16 protein-coding genes are annotated in these 15,465 nt (G+C 70.1%); 8 read left to right on the plus strand and 8 right to left on the minus strand.

The features are described from left to right. Nucleotide 1 precedes the first annotated feature (1 nt). On the minus strand, nt 2–568 hold the full coding sequence (locus AB0H84_RS00355) for a CGNR zinc finger domain-containing protein (protein WP_357595820.1): 567 nt from the start codon (nt 566–568) through the stop codon (nt 2–4). A gap of 72 nt (nt 569–640) precedes the next feature. Between AB0H84_RS00355 and AB0H84_RS00360 the strand changes: the two genes are divergently transcribed. The 4 genes from AB0H84_RS00360 to AB0H84_RS00375 all read left to right on the plus strand — a co-directional run bounded on the left by AB0H84_RS00360 (nt 641) and on the right by AB0H84_RS00375 (nt 4,772). Then, nucleotides 641–1,399: a methyltransferase domain-containing protein gene (locus AB0H84_RS00360; RefSeq protein ID WP_357595823.1), complete on the plus strand. Its 759-nt coding sequence runs from the start codon at nt 641–643 to the stop codon at nt 1,397–1,399. A 39-nt stretch (nt 1,400–1,438) separates the two neighbouring features. Further along, nucleotides 1,439–2,494 (plus strand): dihydrodipicolinate reductase, encoded by a 1,056-nt coding sequence (locus tag AB0H84_RS00365; protein WP_357595826.1) that lies wholly within the window; start codon nt 1,439–1,441, stop codon nt 2,492–2,494. Next, nucleotides 2,491–3,024, plus strand: coding sequence for a carboxymuconolactone decarboxylase family protein (locus AB0H84_RS00370; RefSeq protein WP_357595829.1), 534 nt, complete (start codon nt 2,491–2,493; stop codon nt 3,022–3,024). Before AB0H84_RS00365 ends, AB0H84_RS00370 begins: the two co-directional genes overlap by 4 nt. 131 nt (nt 3,025–3,155) lie before the next feature. Next, nucleotides 3,156–4,772, plus strand: a complete 1,617-nt coding sequence (locus tag AB0H84_RS00375) for a GMC oxidoreductase (RefSeq protein ID WP_357595832.1) — start codon at nt 3,156–3,158, stop codon at nt 4,770–4,772. 59 nt (nt 4,773–4,831) lie between these two features. Here AB0H84_RS00375 and AB0H84_RS00380 read toward each other — a convergent pair whose 3' ends face one another. Then, the gene (locus tag AB0H84_RS00380) at nt 4,832–5,152 is read right to left on the minus strand and encodes a multidrug efflux SMR transporter (protein WP_357595835.1); all 321 of its coding nucleotides are present in this window, start codon (nt 5,150–5,152) and stop codon (nt 4,832–4,834) included. A gap of 30 nt (nt 5,153–5,182) precedes the next feature. Further along, entirely contained in the window at nt 5,183–5,527 is a 345-nt protein-coding gene (locus AB0H84_RS00385) for a multidrug efflux SMR transporter (RefSeq protein WP_357595838.1), read from the minus strand. A 102-nt stretch (nt 5,528–5,629) separates the two neighbouring features. Between AB0H84_RS00385 and AB0H84_RS00390 the strand changes: the two genes are divergently transcribed. After that, on the plus strand, nt 5,630–6,100 hold the full coding sequence (locus AB0H84_RS00390) for a MarR family transcriptional regulator (RefSeq protein WP_357595841.1): 471 nt from the start codon (nt 5,630–5,632) through the stop codon (nt 6,098–6,100). Here the strand turns inward: AB0H84_RS00390 and AB0H84_RS00395 are convergent. The 3 genes from AB0H84_RS00395 to AB0H84_RS00405 form a co-directional block, all read right to left on the minus strand. Next, nucleotides 6,085–7,395 carry a hypothetical protein gene (locus AB0H84_RS00395; RefSeq protein WP_357595844.1) on the minus strand — a complete coding sequence of 437 codons (1,311 nt, stop codon included), beginning with the start codon at nt 7,393–7,395 and terminating at the stop codon, nt 6,085–6,087. The genes AB0H84_RS00390 and AB0H84_RS00395 overlap by 16 nt on opposite strands. Next, nucleotides 7,392–7,700: a hypothetical protein gene (locus tag AB0H84_RS00400; protein ID WP_357595847.1), complete on the minus strand. Its 309-nt coding sequence runs from the start codon at nt 7,698–7,700 to the stop codon at nt 7,392–7,394. The genes AB0H84_RS00395 and AB0H84_RS00400 overlap by 4 nt, the downstream gene beginning before the upstream one ends. A gap of 66 nt (nt 7,701–7,766) precedes the next feature. Beyond that, nucleotides 7,767–9,038 (minus strand): hypothetical protein, encoded by a 1,272-nt coding sequence (locus tag AB0H84_RS00405; protein ID WP_357595850.1) that lies wholly within the window; start codon nt 9,036–9,038, stop codon nt 7,767–7,769. Nucleotides 9,039–9,218: 180 nt separating this feature from the next. On the opposite strand from AB0H84_RS00405, the gene AB0H84_RS00410 reads away from it, so the two are divergent. From AB0H84_RS00410 to AB0H84_RS00420, 3 genes are all read left to right on the plus strand, one after another. After that, nucleotides 9,219–9,701 carry a sigma-70 family RNA polymerase sigma factor gene (locus AB0H84_RS00410; RefSeq protein WP_357595853.1) on the plus strand — a complete coding sequence of 161 codons (483 nt, stop codon included), beginning with the start codon at nt 9,219–9,221 and terminating at the stop codon, nt 9,699–9,701. After that, on the plus strand, nt 9,698–10,150 hold the full coding sequence (locus AB0H84_RS00415; protein WP_357595856.1) for a hypothetical protein: 453 nt from the start codon (nt 9,698–9,700) through the stop codon (nt 10,148–10,150). Before AB0H84_RS00410 ends, AB0H84_RS00415 begins: the two co-directional genes overlap by 4 nt. Before the next feature lie 122 nt (nt 10,151–10,272). Continuing rightward, nucleotides 10,273–11,529: an SGNH/GDSL hydrolase family protein gene (locus tag AB0H84_RS00420; protein ID WP_357595859.1), complete on the plus strand. Its 1,257-nt coding sequence runs from the start codon at nt 10,273–10,275 to the stop codon at nt 11,527–11,529. Between the two features lie 18 nt (nt 11,530–11,547). On the opposite strand, the gene AB0H84_RS00425 is transcribed toward AB0H84_RS00420, so the two are convergent. Together AB0H84_RS00425 and dnaE are read right to left on the minus strand one after the other, a co-directional pair. Then, complete coding sequence (locus AB0H84_RS00425; protein ID WP_357595862.1) at nt 11,548–11,886, minus strand: DUF6300 family protein; 339 nt, start codon at nt 11,884–11,886, stop codon at nt 11,548–11,550. After that, nucleotides 11,883–15,437, minus strand: coding sequence for a DNA polymerase III subunit alpha (gene dnaE, locus AB0H84_RS00430; RefSeq protein ID WP_357595865.1), 3,555 nt, complete (start codon nt 15,435–15,437; stop codon nt 11,883–11,885). The genes AB0H84_RS00425 and dnaE overlap by 4 nt, the downstream gene beginning before the upstream one ends. Nucleotides 15,438–15,465 lie beyond the last annotated feature (28 nt).

Raw genomic sequence — 15,465 nt, forward strand, 5'->3', positions numbered from 1 at the left:
CTCAGGCCCTGCCCCTGGCCCGGAAGGCGGCCGTCTTGACGCGGTTCTGGCAGGCCGTGGAGCAGAACCGGCGGGTGCCGTTGCGTGACACGTCCACGTAGACGCGGTCGCAGTGGGGCGCCGTACAGACTCCCAGGCGGTCGCTGAACTCGCTGCCCAGCACGATCGCGAGCCCGGTGGCGCAGCTCGCCCCCCACTCGCCCGCCAGGGTGCCGCCGCGGCCGTGGAAGTGCAGGTGCCACGGCTCGCCGTCGTGCCGCTGGAGCATCGGCCTGGCGTGGGTCTCGTCCAGCAGCGCGTTCACCTGCCCTGCCGCGGTGTCGATGTCGCCCGCGGCCACGGCGGCGAAGACCGTCCGCAGGCGGGCGGCCACCTCGGCCAGCTCGGCGCCCTCCGGCTCGGCGACCTCCCGGTGGTCCGGATAGACGGTACGCAGGCCCTCGGTGGCGGCGGCGCCGGGGCTCTCGGGCGCCGGATGGTCGCGCCCCCGCCTCTCACCTGGGGTGAGCGCGTTGACGAGCGCCACCGCTGCTCTGACCACTCCATCGGCGTGACTGTTGAAATCCACTTGACCGGTTACACCTTCGTGTCTTAGTTTGTGACTGCCCAAAGCTTAGACGACAGTTACAAGGGGACGTACATGCTCACTCACGATGCCGCATCGCAGTGGATGGCGCGCTGGGACCGCCAGCAGGAGGGCTACCTGCCGGATCGCGAGGAGCGGTTCACCGCCCTGATCGACGCCGTGGAGGCGCTGGGACGGCCGGATCCGGTGGTGATCGACCTGGGCTGCGGCCCCGGCTCGCTCTCCGCCCGGCTGCTCGACCGCCTTCCGGAGGCGAGGGTGATCGCGGTGGACGCCGACCCGCTGCTGCTCGGGCTCGGGCGCGCCGCGTACCCGCAGCTCACGTTCGTCTCCGCGGACCTCCGTACCGGCGGGTGGACGGACCTGCTCGGGCTGGACGGCCCCGCCGACGCCGCGATCAGCACGACGGCGCTGCACTGGATCTCCGCCTCCGACCTCAAGGGCATGTACGCGGAGGTCGCGTCCGTGCTGCGGCCAGGCGGGCTGCTGCTCAACGGCGACCACCTGGACACCGACGACGCCACCCCGGCCCTCGCCCGCCTGGAGCACGCCGTTCACGACAGGGAGACGCGGCGGAGGTTCGGCGCGAACCCGCCGGAGGACTGGCGGGCCTGGTGGGACGCGGTCGAGGCGGACCCCGCCTTCGCCGAACTCAACGAGGAGAGGCGCACCACGGCCGGGGCCTCCCACAGCGGCTCGGAGTCCCGGCTCCTGTCGGAGCACGTCCAGGCGCTCCGGGAGGCCGGCTTCTCGGAGGTCGGCACGCTCTGGCAGCGGGGCAACAACCGCCTGCTGTGCGCCGTACGGGGCTGACCCCTATACAGTCAACCAAGCGCTTGCTACGCTCCGGCCATGATGTCCACGGTCGTCTGGGGCACCGGCAACGTCGGCCGCGCGGCCATCCGCGCCGTCGCGGCCCACCCACAGCTCAAGCTCTCGGCCGTACTCGTCCACGACCCCGGCAAAGTCGGCCGGGACGCCGGGGAGCTCGGCGGGCTCGGCCACCCGCTCGGGGTCGCGGCGACCGACGACGTCGAGGCGGTGCTGGCCACGAGCCCCCGGGCCGTGGTGTACGCGGCCTCCGGCGACCTCCGCCCCGACGAGGCGCTCGCCGACGTCACCCGGGCGATCCGGGCGGGGGCCGTCGTCGTCACCCCCTCCCTGTACGCGCTCTACGACCAGCGCAGCGCCCCGCCGGAGCTGCGCGAGCAGGTGCTGGCCGCCATCGGCGACGGCGGCGGCTCGCTGTTCGTCTCAGGCATCGACCCCGGCTGGGGCAACGACGTGCTGCCGCTGCTGGTCAGCGGGCTCGGCACCGCCATTGACGCGATCCGCTGCCAGGAGATCTTCGACTACTCCACGTACGACCAGCCGGACTCCGTCCGGTACCTGGTCGGCATGGGCCAGCCGATGGAGTACGAGCCGCCCATGATCGCGCCGACCGTCCCGACGATGGTGTGGGGCGGGCAGATCCGCCTGATGGCCAGGGCGCTCGGCGTCGAGCTCGACGAGATCCGCGAGAGCCGGGAGCGCCGCCCGCTCGACGCCACGGTGGGCGAGTACGAGGCGGGGACCCAGGGCGCGGTGCGGTTCGAGGTGCAGGGCATCGTCGGGGGCGAGCCCCGCATCGTCGTCGAGCACGTCACCCGCATCCACCCGTCCTGCGCGCCGGACTGGCCCACGCCCCCGAACGGCGTGGGCGCGCACCGCGTGATCATCGAGGGGCGCCCGCGCATCGAGGTCACGGTCGAGGCCACGGACGAGGGCGGCAACAGCTCCGCCGGCGGGAACGCCACCGCGGTCGCCCGGCTCGTGGGCGCCATCGGCTGGCTCGCGGACGCGGAGCCAGGACTGTACGACGCGCTCGACGTCCCGCTGCGCCCCGGCAGACTCGGAGGCAACCGATGAACATCGACATCCCCCAGGGCAGGGAGCCGATCGAGTACGTGTGGGGCGAGATGGTGCCCGGCATCGGGATCGCCGCCTCGAAGTTCTCGATGGCGGTCTACGCCCACAGCACGCTCGGACTGCGCGAGTTCGAGGCGGCCCGGCTGCGTATCGCCCAGATCAACGGGTGCGCCTTCTGCCTCGACTGGCGCACCGAACGGGACGGGGAGAAGGTCGAGGAGGAGTTCGCCGAGTCGGTGACGCGGTGGCGCACCACCGACGCCTTCGACGAGCGCACCCGGCTGGCCGCCGAGTACGCCGAGCGGTACGCCCTCGACCACCACGGGCTCGACGACGAGTTCTGGGCGCGGATGACCGCGCACTACAGCCAGCTCGAGATCGTGGAGCTGAGCATGTGTCTCGGCTCGTGGCTGGCGTTCGGCCGCCTCAACCACGTGCTGGGCCTCGACACCGCCTGCACGCTGACCGGCGGCTCCTCACCCACACCCGCTTCGGGGGACCAGGCGCCCAGACCCGCTTCGAGGGACTAGGCACGCACACCCACTTCGGGGACGAGACACCTACACCCACTTCGGGGGACCAAGCACCCACACCCACTTCGGGGGACTAGGCACGCACACCCACTTCGGGGGACCAGGCACAGCCCAGGAAGTGAGGACACATGAGCAGCAGCGACAGACCCTCGGGCAGCGGCATCTCGCGACGCGGCTTCCTCGCCGGAGCCGGCTCCGTCCTGGGGGTCGCGGCCCTCGGCGAGCCCGCCGCCGTGGCGGCGGCCGGCCCGATCGCGAACGGGGCCCACGTGCCGGTCCTGGTGATCGGCACCGGGTACGGCGGCTCCGTCGCCGCCCTGCGCCTGGCCCAGGCGGGCGTGGACGTGCACATGGTCGAGATGGGCATGGCCTGGGACACCCCGGGCTCCGACGGCAAGATCTTCTGCAACACGCGCGAGCCGGACTACCGCTCCTACTGGCTCCGTACCAGGACCAAGGCCCCGCTCAACTACTTCCTCGGCTTCCCCATCGACCGGGACATCCCCCGCTACACCGGCGTACTGGACGCGGAGGACTTCAGCGGCATCACCGTCTACCAGGGCCGCGGCGTCGGCGGCGGCTCGCTGGTGAACGGCGGCATGGCGGTCACCCCCAAGCGCGCCTCCTTCCCGTCCATCCTTCCGTCCGTGAACCCGGCGGAGATGTACGACACCTACTACCCGCGCGCGAACGCCGGCCTCGGGACCGCCACCGTGGACCCGGCCTGGTTCGACTCCACCGACTGCTACCAGTACGCCCGCGTCGGCCGCAAGCACGCCCAGCGCTCCGGCTTCCCCTTCGTTTTCGTGCCGGACGTGTACGACTGGAACTACATGCAGCAGGAAGCGGCGGGAACGGTCACCAGGTCCGCCCTGGCCGGCGAGATCCTCTACGGCAACAACCACGGCAAGAAATCGCTGCAGAAGACGTACCTCGCCCAGGCCAGAGCCACCGGCAGGGTCGCCATCTCACCGCTGCACAAGGTCACCTCGGTCACCCCGGCGGGCGGCGGCTACACGGTCGTCATCGACCAGCTGAACACCAACGGCGACACCACGACCACCAAGACCGTGACCGCCGACCGGGTGCTCTTCGCCGCGGGCAGCGTGGGCACCAGCAAGCTGCTGGTCAGGCTGAAGGCCACCGGCGCGCTCCCCAACCTGAACGACGAGGTCGGCAAGGGCTGGGGCGACAACGGCAACGTCATGTGCGGCCGCGCCAACCACCTGTGGGACCCGACGGGCGCGCTCCAGTCGGCCATCCCGTGCGCCGGCATCGACAACTGGAGCGCGGGCGGCGCATTCGCCGAAGTGGCCCCGCTGCCCACCGGGATCGAGACCTACGCCTCGTTCTACCTGTCGATCACCAACAACCCGAACCGCGCCCGGTTCTCCTGGAACGCCGCGACCGGCACGGTGGACCTGAGCTGGCAGACGGCCTGGAAACAGCCGGCCATCGACATGGCCAAGACCATATTCGACAAGATCAACGCGAAGGAAGGGACGATCTACCGCAGCGACCTGTTCGGCGTCTACAAGATCTGGGGCGACCATCTCACGTACCACCCGCTCGGCGGCGCGGTGCTGAACAAGGCCACCGACAATTACGGCCGCCTGACCGCCTACCCCGGCCTCTACGTCATCGACGGCGCGCTGATCCCCGGCAACACCTCGGTCAATCCGTTCGTCACCATCACCGCACTCGCCGAACGGAACATCGAACGGATCATAGCCGCCGACCTCTGAACCGGACGGCAGCCCCGCGACGCGGGGCTGCCGTTCTCCCCCGCGTGACCCGGAGGCGGTCAGAATCCGGCGGCCAGCTTGAGGGTGATGGCGCCGAGGATGATGGCGGCGAACGACAGCACCTTGGGCAGAGTGATCTTCTCCTTGTAGATCACAGCGCCCAGGATGACGGTGCCGATGGAGCCCAGACCGGTCCAGACGGTGTAACCGACGCCCACGTCCAGGGTCCTGAGCGCCAGGCTGAGGGTGAAGATGCCGCCGGCGGCGGCCAGCAGGGTGAAGACCGAGGGCCAGAGCTTGGTGAAGCCCTGGGTGGCGTTGGTGCCGAGCGCGAAGGCGATTTCGAAGACGATGGCGATTGCCAGGTAGATCCAGGCCATGACGGTGTGCTCCTTGAACGAGGTGAGTGGTCAGCCTGCGGTGGCCTGCTTCTTGGTGAACTTGTCGGCGAGCTTGAGCCCCAGCACGCCGCCGATGATGAGGACGAAGGCGAGCGCCTTCCAGATGGTCATCGACTCATGGAAGATGACGGTCCCGAACACCACCGTGCCGACCGAGCCGATGCCCGTCCACACGGTGTAGCCGACGCCCACGTCCAGCGTTCTCAGTGCCTGGCTGAGGAAGAAGATGCCGCCGGCGGCCGCCGCGGCGGTGAGGAGGGACGGACCGAGTTCCGTGAAGCCGTTGGTGGCGTTGGTGGCCAGGGCGAACACCACCTCGAAGACCGAGGCGATCAAGAGATAGATCCAGGCCATGGGAGTTGCTCCAAAGTAGTTGCATGTATGTACAAGTAGTATGACTCGAAAGAGTATGCATGTACAAGTAAACTCGTGTCAATCGCCGCCGAAGGAGAGCACGTGACGTCGTCAACCGTTCAGAGCGACACCGGGGATGGGCTCATGTGGAACCACATGCTCACCTTGTACGCGCATGTCGAGCACAGCCTCGGCACCGCCCTCCAGCGCCGGCACGGTCTCGGGCTGTCCGAGTATCGCGCGCTCGACCTCCTGGCCGACGCCGACGACGGCGAACTCCGCATGCAGGACCTGGCGAGCCGCCTGGGGCTGAACCAGAGCTCGGTCACCCGCCTGGTCAGCCGGCTGAACGCCGCCGGATACACGTACCGCGACCTGTGCCCCGACGACAAGCGGGGGGTCTACACCGTCATCACGGATGCCGGCCGCGCCCGCCACCGCGAGGCGCGGAGCACCTATGCGCAGGTCCTGTCGACCGCCCTGGACGAAGCCGCCCGGCAGAACCCGCTGCTCAACACCCTCCTGACCACCGCCCGACCGCTGTTCACCACCAGCCCTCAGGACGGGCATTGACCATCCAGAGCGTCCTGTACGGCGGCCGCGGGCGGGCGCTCGGCGGGGTCGTCGCCGAGCAGGGCCGCCACCAGCCCGTTCACCTCGGCGGGCACCGAGATCCCGTCCAGAAGCTGCCGGAGGACCGCGCCCAGCGCGTACAGGTCCTGTTCGACCACCAAGGTGGTGAACGGCCACTCCGGCGGCACGTGGCCGGGGCTGCCCCACGGCCACGGGTCGGGGTCGCTGATCGGGCACGCGCCCTCGAGGTCGATGGCCCGCACCCCGTCCGGCGCCGCGATCAGGTTGGTCGCCTTGCAGTCGCGCCACGCCCAGCCCGCGGCATGGATGCCGGCCACCACCCCGGCCACGCCCGCGGCGGCCCGTACCCGCTCCCGTTCGCTCGGCAGCTCCAGCAGCCCCGGACCGTCGAGGTGCTCCATGACGATGTAGTGGTTCTCCTCCCACGCGAAGGAGTCCAGCAGCGCCGGCACAGGGACGCCGGCGGCTGACAGCTCCGCCAGCACCCGGGCCTCGTGCGCGACGCGGTCGCGGCCGTCGCGCCCGTCGAAATCGGTCTCGCCGTGCCTCCTGCCCTCCTTGAGCACCACCCGTCCGGCCGGTGACGATCTCAGGTCGAGCGCGAGGTACGTGCCGCCCTTGCCGCGCTGCGCGATGGACTCGTAGGCCAGGTAGGTACCGGCGAGCGGGCCTCGCGGCGGCTCCGGCGGCGCCGCGGGGAACAGGTCCTCCACCCAGCCCGGTACGGCCTCGGCGCGCCGGTCGGGCCGCAGCTGACCATCGGGGGTGATCAACGCGTCCACCTGCGCGCCGTCCACCTCGACCTGCCCGGCCGGATGGAACGCTCCATAGCGGTAGTGCACCACGCTGCCCGGCCGGAGCCGGCGGTCGAAGGGCACCCGGGGGCCGGGCACGCCGCGCAGCTCGGCGTCCAGCCTGCGGGCCAGCGACCTGGCCCGGTCGGCGTCGCCGGCGTACGCGGTGATCACCTTGCCGATCTGCGGGTAGCCGTAGAACAGGCCCGAGTTCAGGCGGCGGATGTCGACCATGGACCCCGGCGCCTTCCACAGCACCGACATCTCAGCCAGCACCGGAGCCGCCCTGCGAAGCACGTCGGCCGCCGAGCGCGAGGTCGCCGACACGTGGAGCTTCCAGCCCTGCGTGCCGTCGGCCCGGGAGCTGGACGGCCGGCTGAATCGCCAGATCGACTCCGGCGCGGCATGCGGCAGATGCTCTGCCACCAGCCCGCGCCACTCCTGCTCGGCGGCGGCGATGACATCCTTCGGGGCGATCACTCGGTGACCACCTGAACGGCCGTGGTCGTGGTCGTGGTGGTGGTCGTCGTGGTGATCGTGCAGGCCGCCGTGGTGGTCGTGGTGGTCGTCGTCACCGTCAGCGTGGTCGTTCCCGCATCCTCGTCGCCGGCCGTCGGAGCCAGCTTCGCCAGCTCGGCGGGCGACTGCGCGAAGTACCCGATGAGCTCCTGCCACGCCGCGCCGGCGAACCCCTCCCTGGCCACGGCCATGCTCTTGTCACGCAGCTCCTCCGCGAAGGCGGTGTCGTGGAGGGCGCGGTCGATGACTTCGTCGATCTTGGACATGGTGTCTGTCTCCTCTCTGCCCTCAGGGTCGTCCGCCTGCCGCGACATCGCATGAGTAACCCGTACCTAATCGGCGAGCCGGGCCAGGAACGGCGTCAGCGTGTTCAGCATGGTGTTCTTCGCGGGGGCCGCCAGCAGCGGGTCCAGATGGGTCATGGCGACGTCCTCGGCGTACGTCACGTCGGTGATCCGCGACTGTCCCGCCACCCACGCTGCGGCCTTGTTGGCGGTGCCGTGCGTCAGACCGCTCTGGAAGGAGTACAGCGGTACGTCGATCTCGCGGGTGTGCGAGAGCCGCAGGCCCAGCCTCCGGGCGACCGGGGTGTCGTCGAACGGGTCGGCGGCCTCCAGGTCGAGGCTGAGCCGGTTCGGCCAGTACCACTCGAACATCGAGGGCACGGGGCCGGCCAGCGCGCCGGCCAGGGTGGCGGTCGAGGTGTAGGCCGGGTTCACGCTGATGTCCGGCACCAGCGGATGGGTGGCGTACAGCCACTCGATCAGCCCTTCGTTGGTCACCCCGGCCGGCGGGCGCAGCCGGGCCGGCAGCCGGCCGGCCACCGCCGAGGGCTCGTCCGGGCGGGCCGCCGCGTACGCGCCCGCGAGCTGCTGCAGGACCGCGAACGTCTCCGTCCGGCCCATGGTGAGCGACTCGTCGAAGACCTCGCCGCCCGCGATCTTGGCGAGCCGGGCATCCGCCTGGTCGGCGGTGAGCCGGTAGGTGTAGCCCTCCCCGGCGAAGGCGTCGTGCACGCCGCCGTCGATCAGCGCCAGCCCCGACAGGTCGCGGTACCCGGGGTGGCCGTCGAAGTCCCAGCCGGCGTACGCGAGCGCGGTGGTCGCGCCCCACGAGTGCCCGCCCAGGATCACCCGGCGGCGTCCGCCGTCGGCCGCCGCGAGCACCACTTTCCGCAGGTCGGCGAGTTCGACGCCGAGACCCCACTTCCCGACGTACGGCACGCTCTGTGGCGTACGCGCCCGGTAGCGGCCGCCGAGGTAGTAGCCGGCGGCCCGGTCCGGCGAGCGGCGGAACCCGCGCAGATCGGCCAGGTTCTGCTCCCGGCGATCGACGGCCCAGACCTGGGTGCCGGGCAGCCGGGCGGCCAGCTCCCTGGCGAGCGGCCCGAAGCCGCCCGCGGCCCCGAACTGCCCCGCCACCAGCACCACGACCTGCCGGGCGTCGGCGGACCCGACTTTCAGCACATGGACCCGGTCATCGGCGGCGGGGCCAGGCGCGTCCGCCCCGGGCATCGACACGTAGGTCTCCTGGACCTTCCCTGTGGCGGCCCCCGTGGTGAGGGCCAGGGCCATCGTGATCGCACAGATCAACGGAACTCTCATCGCTTCCTCCTTGTGGGTGTCTCGACCCGGAAGAGCGCTCGGACCGTACGGACGTTCCACGTGTTCTGTGTCACAGGGCCCGCTGAAGATGGCATGGAACCTCAGCGGCGGAGAGCGCCTCTTCCTGGTTGACGTCGCCCGGCAGAGGCGACCCGGCGAGCTGCTGACAGGATGCGTCAGGTGAACGATCTGGTGAGGGCCGCGCAAGGTGGCGACACCATGGCGATGAACGAGCTGCTCGACCTGCTCACGCCGTACGTCACGCGGATCTGCGGCCCGATCGCGCTGGCCGATGGGCCGGATGCGGCGCAGGAGGCGCTGATCGCGATCTTCAAGGGCCTGCGCGGCCTGCGCGAGCCCGCCGCGCTGTACGGCTGGGCCAGGGCGATCGCGGTGCGCGAGGCGGTGCGGGTGGCCAGGCGGAGCCGGCACACGGTCGAGTTCGAGGACGACCTGCCCTCATCCGCCGACCTGGAGCAGGCGGCGGACATCAGGGACCTGCTCGCCCGGCTCTCGCCGGAGCACCGTGCGGTGCTGATGCTCCGCGACGTGGAGGGGCTCGACGAGCGGGCGGCCGCCGAGCTGCTCGAGGTGCCTGTGGGGACGGTCAAGTCGAGGCTGTTCAGAGCCAGAGAGAACTTCAGGAAGGCGTGGTCGTCATGAGTGGTTCGTGGCCGGTGGCCGAGCTTGACCCCGTCCGCAGGCTGCACGTGCTCGCCTCGGCGATCTCGGGGGCGGCGGTGGCGTCCCGGGTCATTCCCGCGCCGTTCGAGCAGGTGTGGGAGGTGGCGGGCGACCTGGAGCGGGGGCTCGGCACGTTCGAACCCGACATGCGCTCCGTGCGCGTCGAGCAGACCGCATCCGGACTTGTCGCCCACGCCCGCAGCCGGTACGGCTTCCGCGCCCGCTTCGAGGTGGACCTGCGGCCGGGCTGGGTCTGGATGCAGAGCCGCTTCCTGCTGATCGGGCTCGCGGCCGTGCCCGTCGCCGGGGGCACGCTGTTCGCGGCGACGGGCGGCGTACGCGTGCCCGGTCGCGCCGGCCTCGTCCCCCTCCTCGTACGGCGGGCCAACGAGCGCGCGCTCGAGCGCCTGGCCGCCCGGTTCAGCTGAACGAGCCGTCCCTTCGGTCGATCGGTGCCGCCGCAGATCAGCCGTACGGCCGATTCCCGCCCACTCGGGCGTTCGGAACACTCCTGTGATCGCCGGCTTGCGACAACGGAGGTGTGCTCCAGATGAAAGTGCTGAGATGGGCCGCGGTGTTGAGCGTGGCGGTGGCTGCGATGGCAGCGACCGTGCCCGCCGCGACGGCGGACAGCGGCCCGCCGCAGTGGACGGCGGCATGGGGTGCGGCGATGCAGCGGCCCACACCGGGCACCGCGGACAACGGGCCGAACTGGTCGGTCAACGGCTTCAAAGATCACACGCTGCGGCAGGTGGTCAGGGTCACCGCAGGAGGATCAGAAGTACGTATCCGGCTGTCGAACCTCTATGGCGCAAAGCCCTTGGCCATAGGTGGCGCCCGGGTCGCCCGGTCGGCCGGGGGCGCCATGGTGTGGCCCGGCAGCGCACGCCGAGTGACCTTCGCGGGAAAGCCCGTGGCGACCATCCCGCCCGGGAAAGAGCTGGTCAGCGACCCTGTGGCACTGACCGTCTCGGTCCTGGAACGGTTGGCCGTCACGATCCGCGTGCCCGACGCCACGGGGCCCGCCACCTTTCACCGGTTCACCACCGCCACGTCATACCGAGCCGGCGGCGATCACCTCGATGACGTGGCCGGCGACGCGTTCGGCCAGACCACATCCGCTTGGTACTACCTGACCGGGGTCGAGGTCGACAGCGCAGCGGGCACCGTGGTGGCGTTCGGCGACTCGCTGATCGACGGCGTGGGCTCCAGCGCAGGCGCTGACGTCCGGCTCGTCGACCAACTGGCCGAACGGCTCATTACCGCCGGGCGGCCGCTCGCCACGGTCAACGCGGGAATCGCGGGCGGACGCCTGCTCAAGGGATCCCCTTGCTATGGCGAGAGCGCCACCGACCGCTTCCAGCGGGATGTGCTGGACCGGCCGGGCGCACGGGCGGTGATCGTTCATCTCGGCGCCAACGACCTGGGACTTCCGCAGGTCGGTGGCGCGTGCGTCGGATCGACCGCCAAGGTCACGGTCCAGCAGCTCATCGACGGACACCGGACGTTGATCGAGAAGGCCCACGCACGCGGCCTCAAGGTGATCGGTGTCACCATTCTGCCGCTGCGCGGCGCCTTGTTCCCGTTCTGGAACAAGGACGTGGAAGAGGCGAGGAACGCGCTCAACCGATGGATCAGGACGAGCGGCGCGTACGACGCGGTGCTCGACGCAGACCACGCCATGGCCGACCCGGCCGCTCCCGACCGGCCCAGGCCGGGCTACCTCTTCATGGACGGCCTGCATCCCGACGACGCGGGGCACCACGCCATCGCCGCCGCCCTCGACCTACGCCCGATAACCGGCTGACAACGCCGCAGGAGGGGGTCAGCAGCTATCGCGCCGCCACCGCTCGACCTCGTCCTCCAGCGCCTGCTCGTCCAGCTCCGGCACGAACACATTGGTCGCCCACGCCACGAGGAGCCGCGCGAACTCGGCGTCCTCGTGGCCGGTCCGGCCGTTGACGTGGAACCAGGTGATCAGCGCGGCCGCGTGCGGCGTTCGCGCGTCGCAGCCAGGGCACAGTACGACTCCGCTGAGGCCGTCCACCCGCTCGCCGGCGGCGTTCTCCCAGCTGTGCGGTACCCGCGCCCACAGCAGCCCCTCGCCGCCACAGCGGGGACAGGCCGGCGCGTCGTCGGTGGTGACGACGTCGACCCGCCTCACAGGGAGAGCGCTTCGGGCCCGAGCAGCGCCTTGATGTCGGCGGCGAAGCTCGGCGCGCCGTTGACCGGCCACTCCGGCAGCGCCATCACCATGACCTTGCCCGCCGGCCGCCGTACGTTGATGTGCAGCGGAACCTGCCCCTGGTGCGTCTTCAGCACCTGCCGCAACTCCTCCAGCAGGGTCGGGGTGATGCGCTCCTCCCGCAGCAGCAGGGTGATCGGGGCGCCGGATTCGCTGTTGACGCCGGACACGTCGATGAGGGACATCTCCTGGGCGAAGACGCTGATGGCGCCGTCCCGGTTGTTGATCTGGCCGCTCACCGACACCACGATGTCCGGCCGCAGCTCCGGCCCGTACAGCTCGTAGTTGCGGGGGAAGAACAGGCACTCGATCGCGGCGTCCATGTCCTCCACGGTGAGGATGGCCCACGTGTTGCCTGCCTTGTTCACCCGCCTGTCCACCTTGGTGACCAGGCCCGACACCCGGACGTCGCCGCGGTCGTCACGGCCGCTGTCCAGCAGGTCGGCGATCGTGGTGTCCCGGTTTCGCGCCAGCAGCCGCTCGGTGCCGGCCAGCGGGTGGTCGGAGACGTACAGGCCGAGCATCTCCCGCTCGAAGTCGAGCTTGGTCTTCTTGTCCCACTCCCCGTCCGGGACGGCGATGGAGAACACCTGGTCGTCGCCGTCGTCGGCGAGGCCGCCGAAGAGCGAGTCCTGGCCGTGCGCCTCGTTCTTCTTGATGTCGATGACGGACTCGACGGCCTGCTCATGGATCATGAGCAGGCCCTTGCGCGGGTGCTCGAGGGAGTCGTACGCGCCCGCCTTGATCAGCGATTCGATGACCCGCTTGTTGCAGGCGGTCAGCGGCACCTTGCCGAGGAAGTCGTTGAAGTCGGTGAAGCGGCCCTTCTCCGTGCGGGCCTTGACGATCCCGTCGACGACGTTCTCCCCGACGTTGCGGACCGCGCCCATGCCGAAGCGCACCTGGGTGTCGCCGACCGCGACGAAGTCGAGCTGGGAGTCGTTGACGTCCGGCGGGAGCACCTGGATGCCCATCTTGCGGCACTCGGCCAGGTAGACGGCCGCCTTGTCCTTGTCGTCGCCCACCGACGTGAGCAGGGCCGCCATGTACTCGGCGGGGTAGTTGGCCTTGAGGTAGGCGGTCCAGTAGGCGACCAGTCCGTAGCCGGCGGTGTGCGACTTGTTGAACGCGTACCCGGAGAACGGCAGCATGACGTCCCACAGCGCCTGAATCGCCTCGTCGCTGTAGCCGTTGCCGCGCATACCGGCCTGGAAGTTGGCGAACTCCTTGGCCAAGATCTCGGGCTTCTTCTTGCCCATGGCGCGGCGCAGCAGGTCGGCGCCGCCGAGGGAGTAGCCGGCGAGCTCCCGGGCGACGGCCATGATCTGCTCCTGGTAGACGAGCAGATGGAAGGTGGGGCCGAGGATCGGCTCGAGCGCCTCCTTGAGCTCCGGATGGATCGGCTCGATGTCCTGGCGGGCGTTCTTGCGGTGGGCGTAGTTGGTGTGCGCGTTGGCCGCCATCGGGCCCGGCCGGTAGAGAGCGAGCACGGCGGCGATGTCCTCGAACCGGGTCGGCTCCATCAGCTTCAGCAGCGACCGCATGGGGCCGCCGTCGAGCTGGAACACGCCCAGCGTGTCGCCGCGCGCCAGGAGCTGGTAGGTCTTGGTGTCATCGAGCGGCATCGTCAGGGTGTCGAGCTCGATGCCCCGGTTCTGCTTGATGATCTTTATGGCGTGGTCGATGATGCCCAGGTTCCTTAGCCCCAGGAAGTCCATCTTGACCAGACCCATGTCCTCACAGGACGGGTAGTCGAACCCGGTGATCACCACGCCGTCCTTGTCCCGCATGTGCATGGGGATCAGGTCCAGCAGCGGCGTCGACGACAGGATGACGGCGGCGGCGTGCACGCCGGTGCCGCGGATCAGCCCTTCGATGCCCCGGCCGGTGTCGATGACCTTCTTGACGTCGGGGTCGTTCTCGTACAGGGCGCGGAGTTCGGTGCCCTCGTTGTAGCGGGGGTGGCTCTCGTTGAACATGTCCGCGAGGGGGACGCCCTTGCCCATGACGTCCGGCGGCATCGCCTTGGTGATCTTGTCGCCCATCGCGAACGGGTAGCCGAGGATCCGGCTCGCGTCCTTCACGGCGGCCTTGGCCTTGATCGTGCCGAACGTGTTGACCTGGGCGGTGTACTCGCTGCCGTACTTCTGGGTGACGTAGGCAACCATGCGGTCGCGCTGGCGGTCGTCGAAGTCGAGGTCGACGTCCGGCGGGTTGATCCGCTCGGGGTTGAGGAAGCGCTCGAACAGCAGGCCGTGCTCCAGCGGGTCGAGCTCGGTGATGCGGGTGGCGTAGGCCACGATCGAGCCGGTGGCGCTGCCACGGCCGGGGCCGACCGGGATGCCGTTGTCGCGGGCGTACTTGCAGATGTCGGCCACGACGAGGAAGTAGGAGGAGAACCCCATCGGGCCGATGACCTTCATCTCGGTCTCGTACCGCTCCATCACCTCGGCGGGGACCGGGGTGCCGTACCGCATCGCCAGCCCGGCCTCGCACTCCTTGCGCAGCCAGGACTCCTGCGTCTCCCCCTCGGGCACGTCCGGGTAGTCGGGCATCCGGTCCACCTGGGCGAACACGTCGCCGTAGTCGCCGACCATCTCGGCCACGAGCAGCGTGTTGTCGCACCCCTCGGGCAGTTCGGGGAAGAGCGCGTACATCTCGTCGGCCGGCTTGAGGAAGTAGCCGGAGCCGTTGAACCGGAAGCGGTTGGGGTCGTCCTTGTTCTTGCCCACGCCGACGCACAGGAGGCTGTCGTGGGCGTCGGCCTGGTCCTCGGTCACGTAGTGGGAGTCGTTGGTGACCAGCAGCGGGATGTTGAGCTGCTTGGCCAGCCGCAGCAGGTCCTCCCGCACCTCGCGCTCGATGCTGATGCCGTGGTCCATCAGCTCCAGGAAGTAGTTCTCCTTCCCGAAGATCTCCTGGTACTCGCCGGCGACCTTGACCGCCTCGTCGTACTGGCCGAGCCGGATCCTGGTCTGCACCGCACCCGACGGACAGCCGGTCGTGGCGATGATGCCGGCGGCGTGCTGGGAGATGAGCTCCTGGTCCATGCGCGGCTTGGAGTAGTAGCCCTCGAAGCTCGCCATGGACGACAGCCGGAACAGGTTGCGCAGCCCGTCGGCGTCCTTGGCCCACATGGTCATGTGGGTGAACCGGCCGCCGCCTGAGACGTCCTTGCCGCCCTCACCGTCCGCCACGCCGGTCTCTGCCCGCTGCCCCCAGAACACCGGCTTCTTCACGAACCGGCTGTGCGGCGCCACGTACGCCTCGATGCCGATGATCGGTTTGACCGGGGAGCCCGACGCCACCTTCTGGAACTCGTACGCACCGAACATGTTGCCGTGGTCGCTCATGGCGATCGCCGGCATCTCCAGCCGCTCAGCCTCCTTGAACAGCGGCTTCAGCTTCGCCGCGCCGTCCAGCATGCTGTATTCGGTGTGCACGTGCAGATGTACGAAGGACTTGCTCACCCGGTCCCCTAACGCTCGCCCCAACCCA

Origin of the sequence: Nonomuraea sp. NPDC050786 (genome assembly GCF_040654115.1) — a bacterium.
Classification (GTDB): Bacteria; Actinomycetota; Actinomycetes; order Streptosporangiales; family Streptosporangiaceae; genus Nonomuraea.

What these genes read in the sequence shown, in the direction of transcription:
- AB0H84_RS00360 (WP_357595823.1), top strand. Translation starts at nt 641, where the DNA reads ATGCTCACTCACGATGCCGCATCGCAGTGGATGGCGCGCTGGGACCGC.
- AB0H84_RS00365 (WP_357595826.1), top strand. Translation starts at nt 1,439, where the DNA reads ATGATGTCCACGGTCGTCTGGGGCACCGGCAACGTCGGCCGCGCGGCC.
- AB0H84_RS00370 (WP_357595829.1), top strand. Translation starts at nt 2,491, where the DNA reads ATGAACATCGACATCCCCCAGGGCAGGGAGCCGATCGAGTACGTGTGG.
- AB0H84_RS00375 (WP_357595832.1), top strand. Translation starts at nt 3,156, where the DNA reads ATGAGCAGCAGCGACAGACCCTCGGGCAGCGGCATCTCGCGACGCGGC.
- AB0H84_RS00380 (WP_357595835.1), bottom strand. Translation starts at nt 5,152, where the DNA reads ATGGCCTGGATCTACCTGGCAATCGCCATCGTCTTCGAAATCGCCTTC.
- AB0H84_RS00385 (WP_357595838.1), bottom strand. Translation starts at nt 5,527, where the DNA reads ATGGCCTGGATCTATCTCTTGATCGCCTCGGTCTTCGAGGTGGTGTTC.
- AB0H84_RS00400 (WP_357595847.1), bottom strand. Translation starts at nt 7,700, where the DNA reads ATGTCCAAGATCGACGAAGTCATCGACCGCGCCCTCCACGACACCGCC.
- AB0H84_RS00405 (WP_357595850.1), bottom strand. Translation starts at nt 9,038, where the DNA reads ATGAGAGTTCCGTTGATCTGTGCGATCACGATGGCCCTGGCCCTCACC.
- AB0H84_RS00415 (WP_357595856.1), top strand. Translation starts at nt 9,698, where the DNA reads ATGAGTGGTTCGTGGCCGGTGGCCGAGCTTGACCCCGTCCGCAGGCTG.
- AB0H84_RS00420 (WP_357595859.1), top strand. Translation starts at nt 10,273, where the DNA reads ATGAAAGTGCTGAGATGGGCCGCGGTGTTGAGCGTGGCGGTGGCTGCG.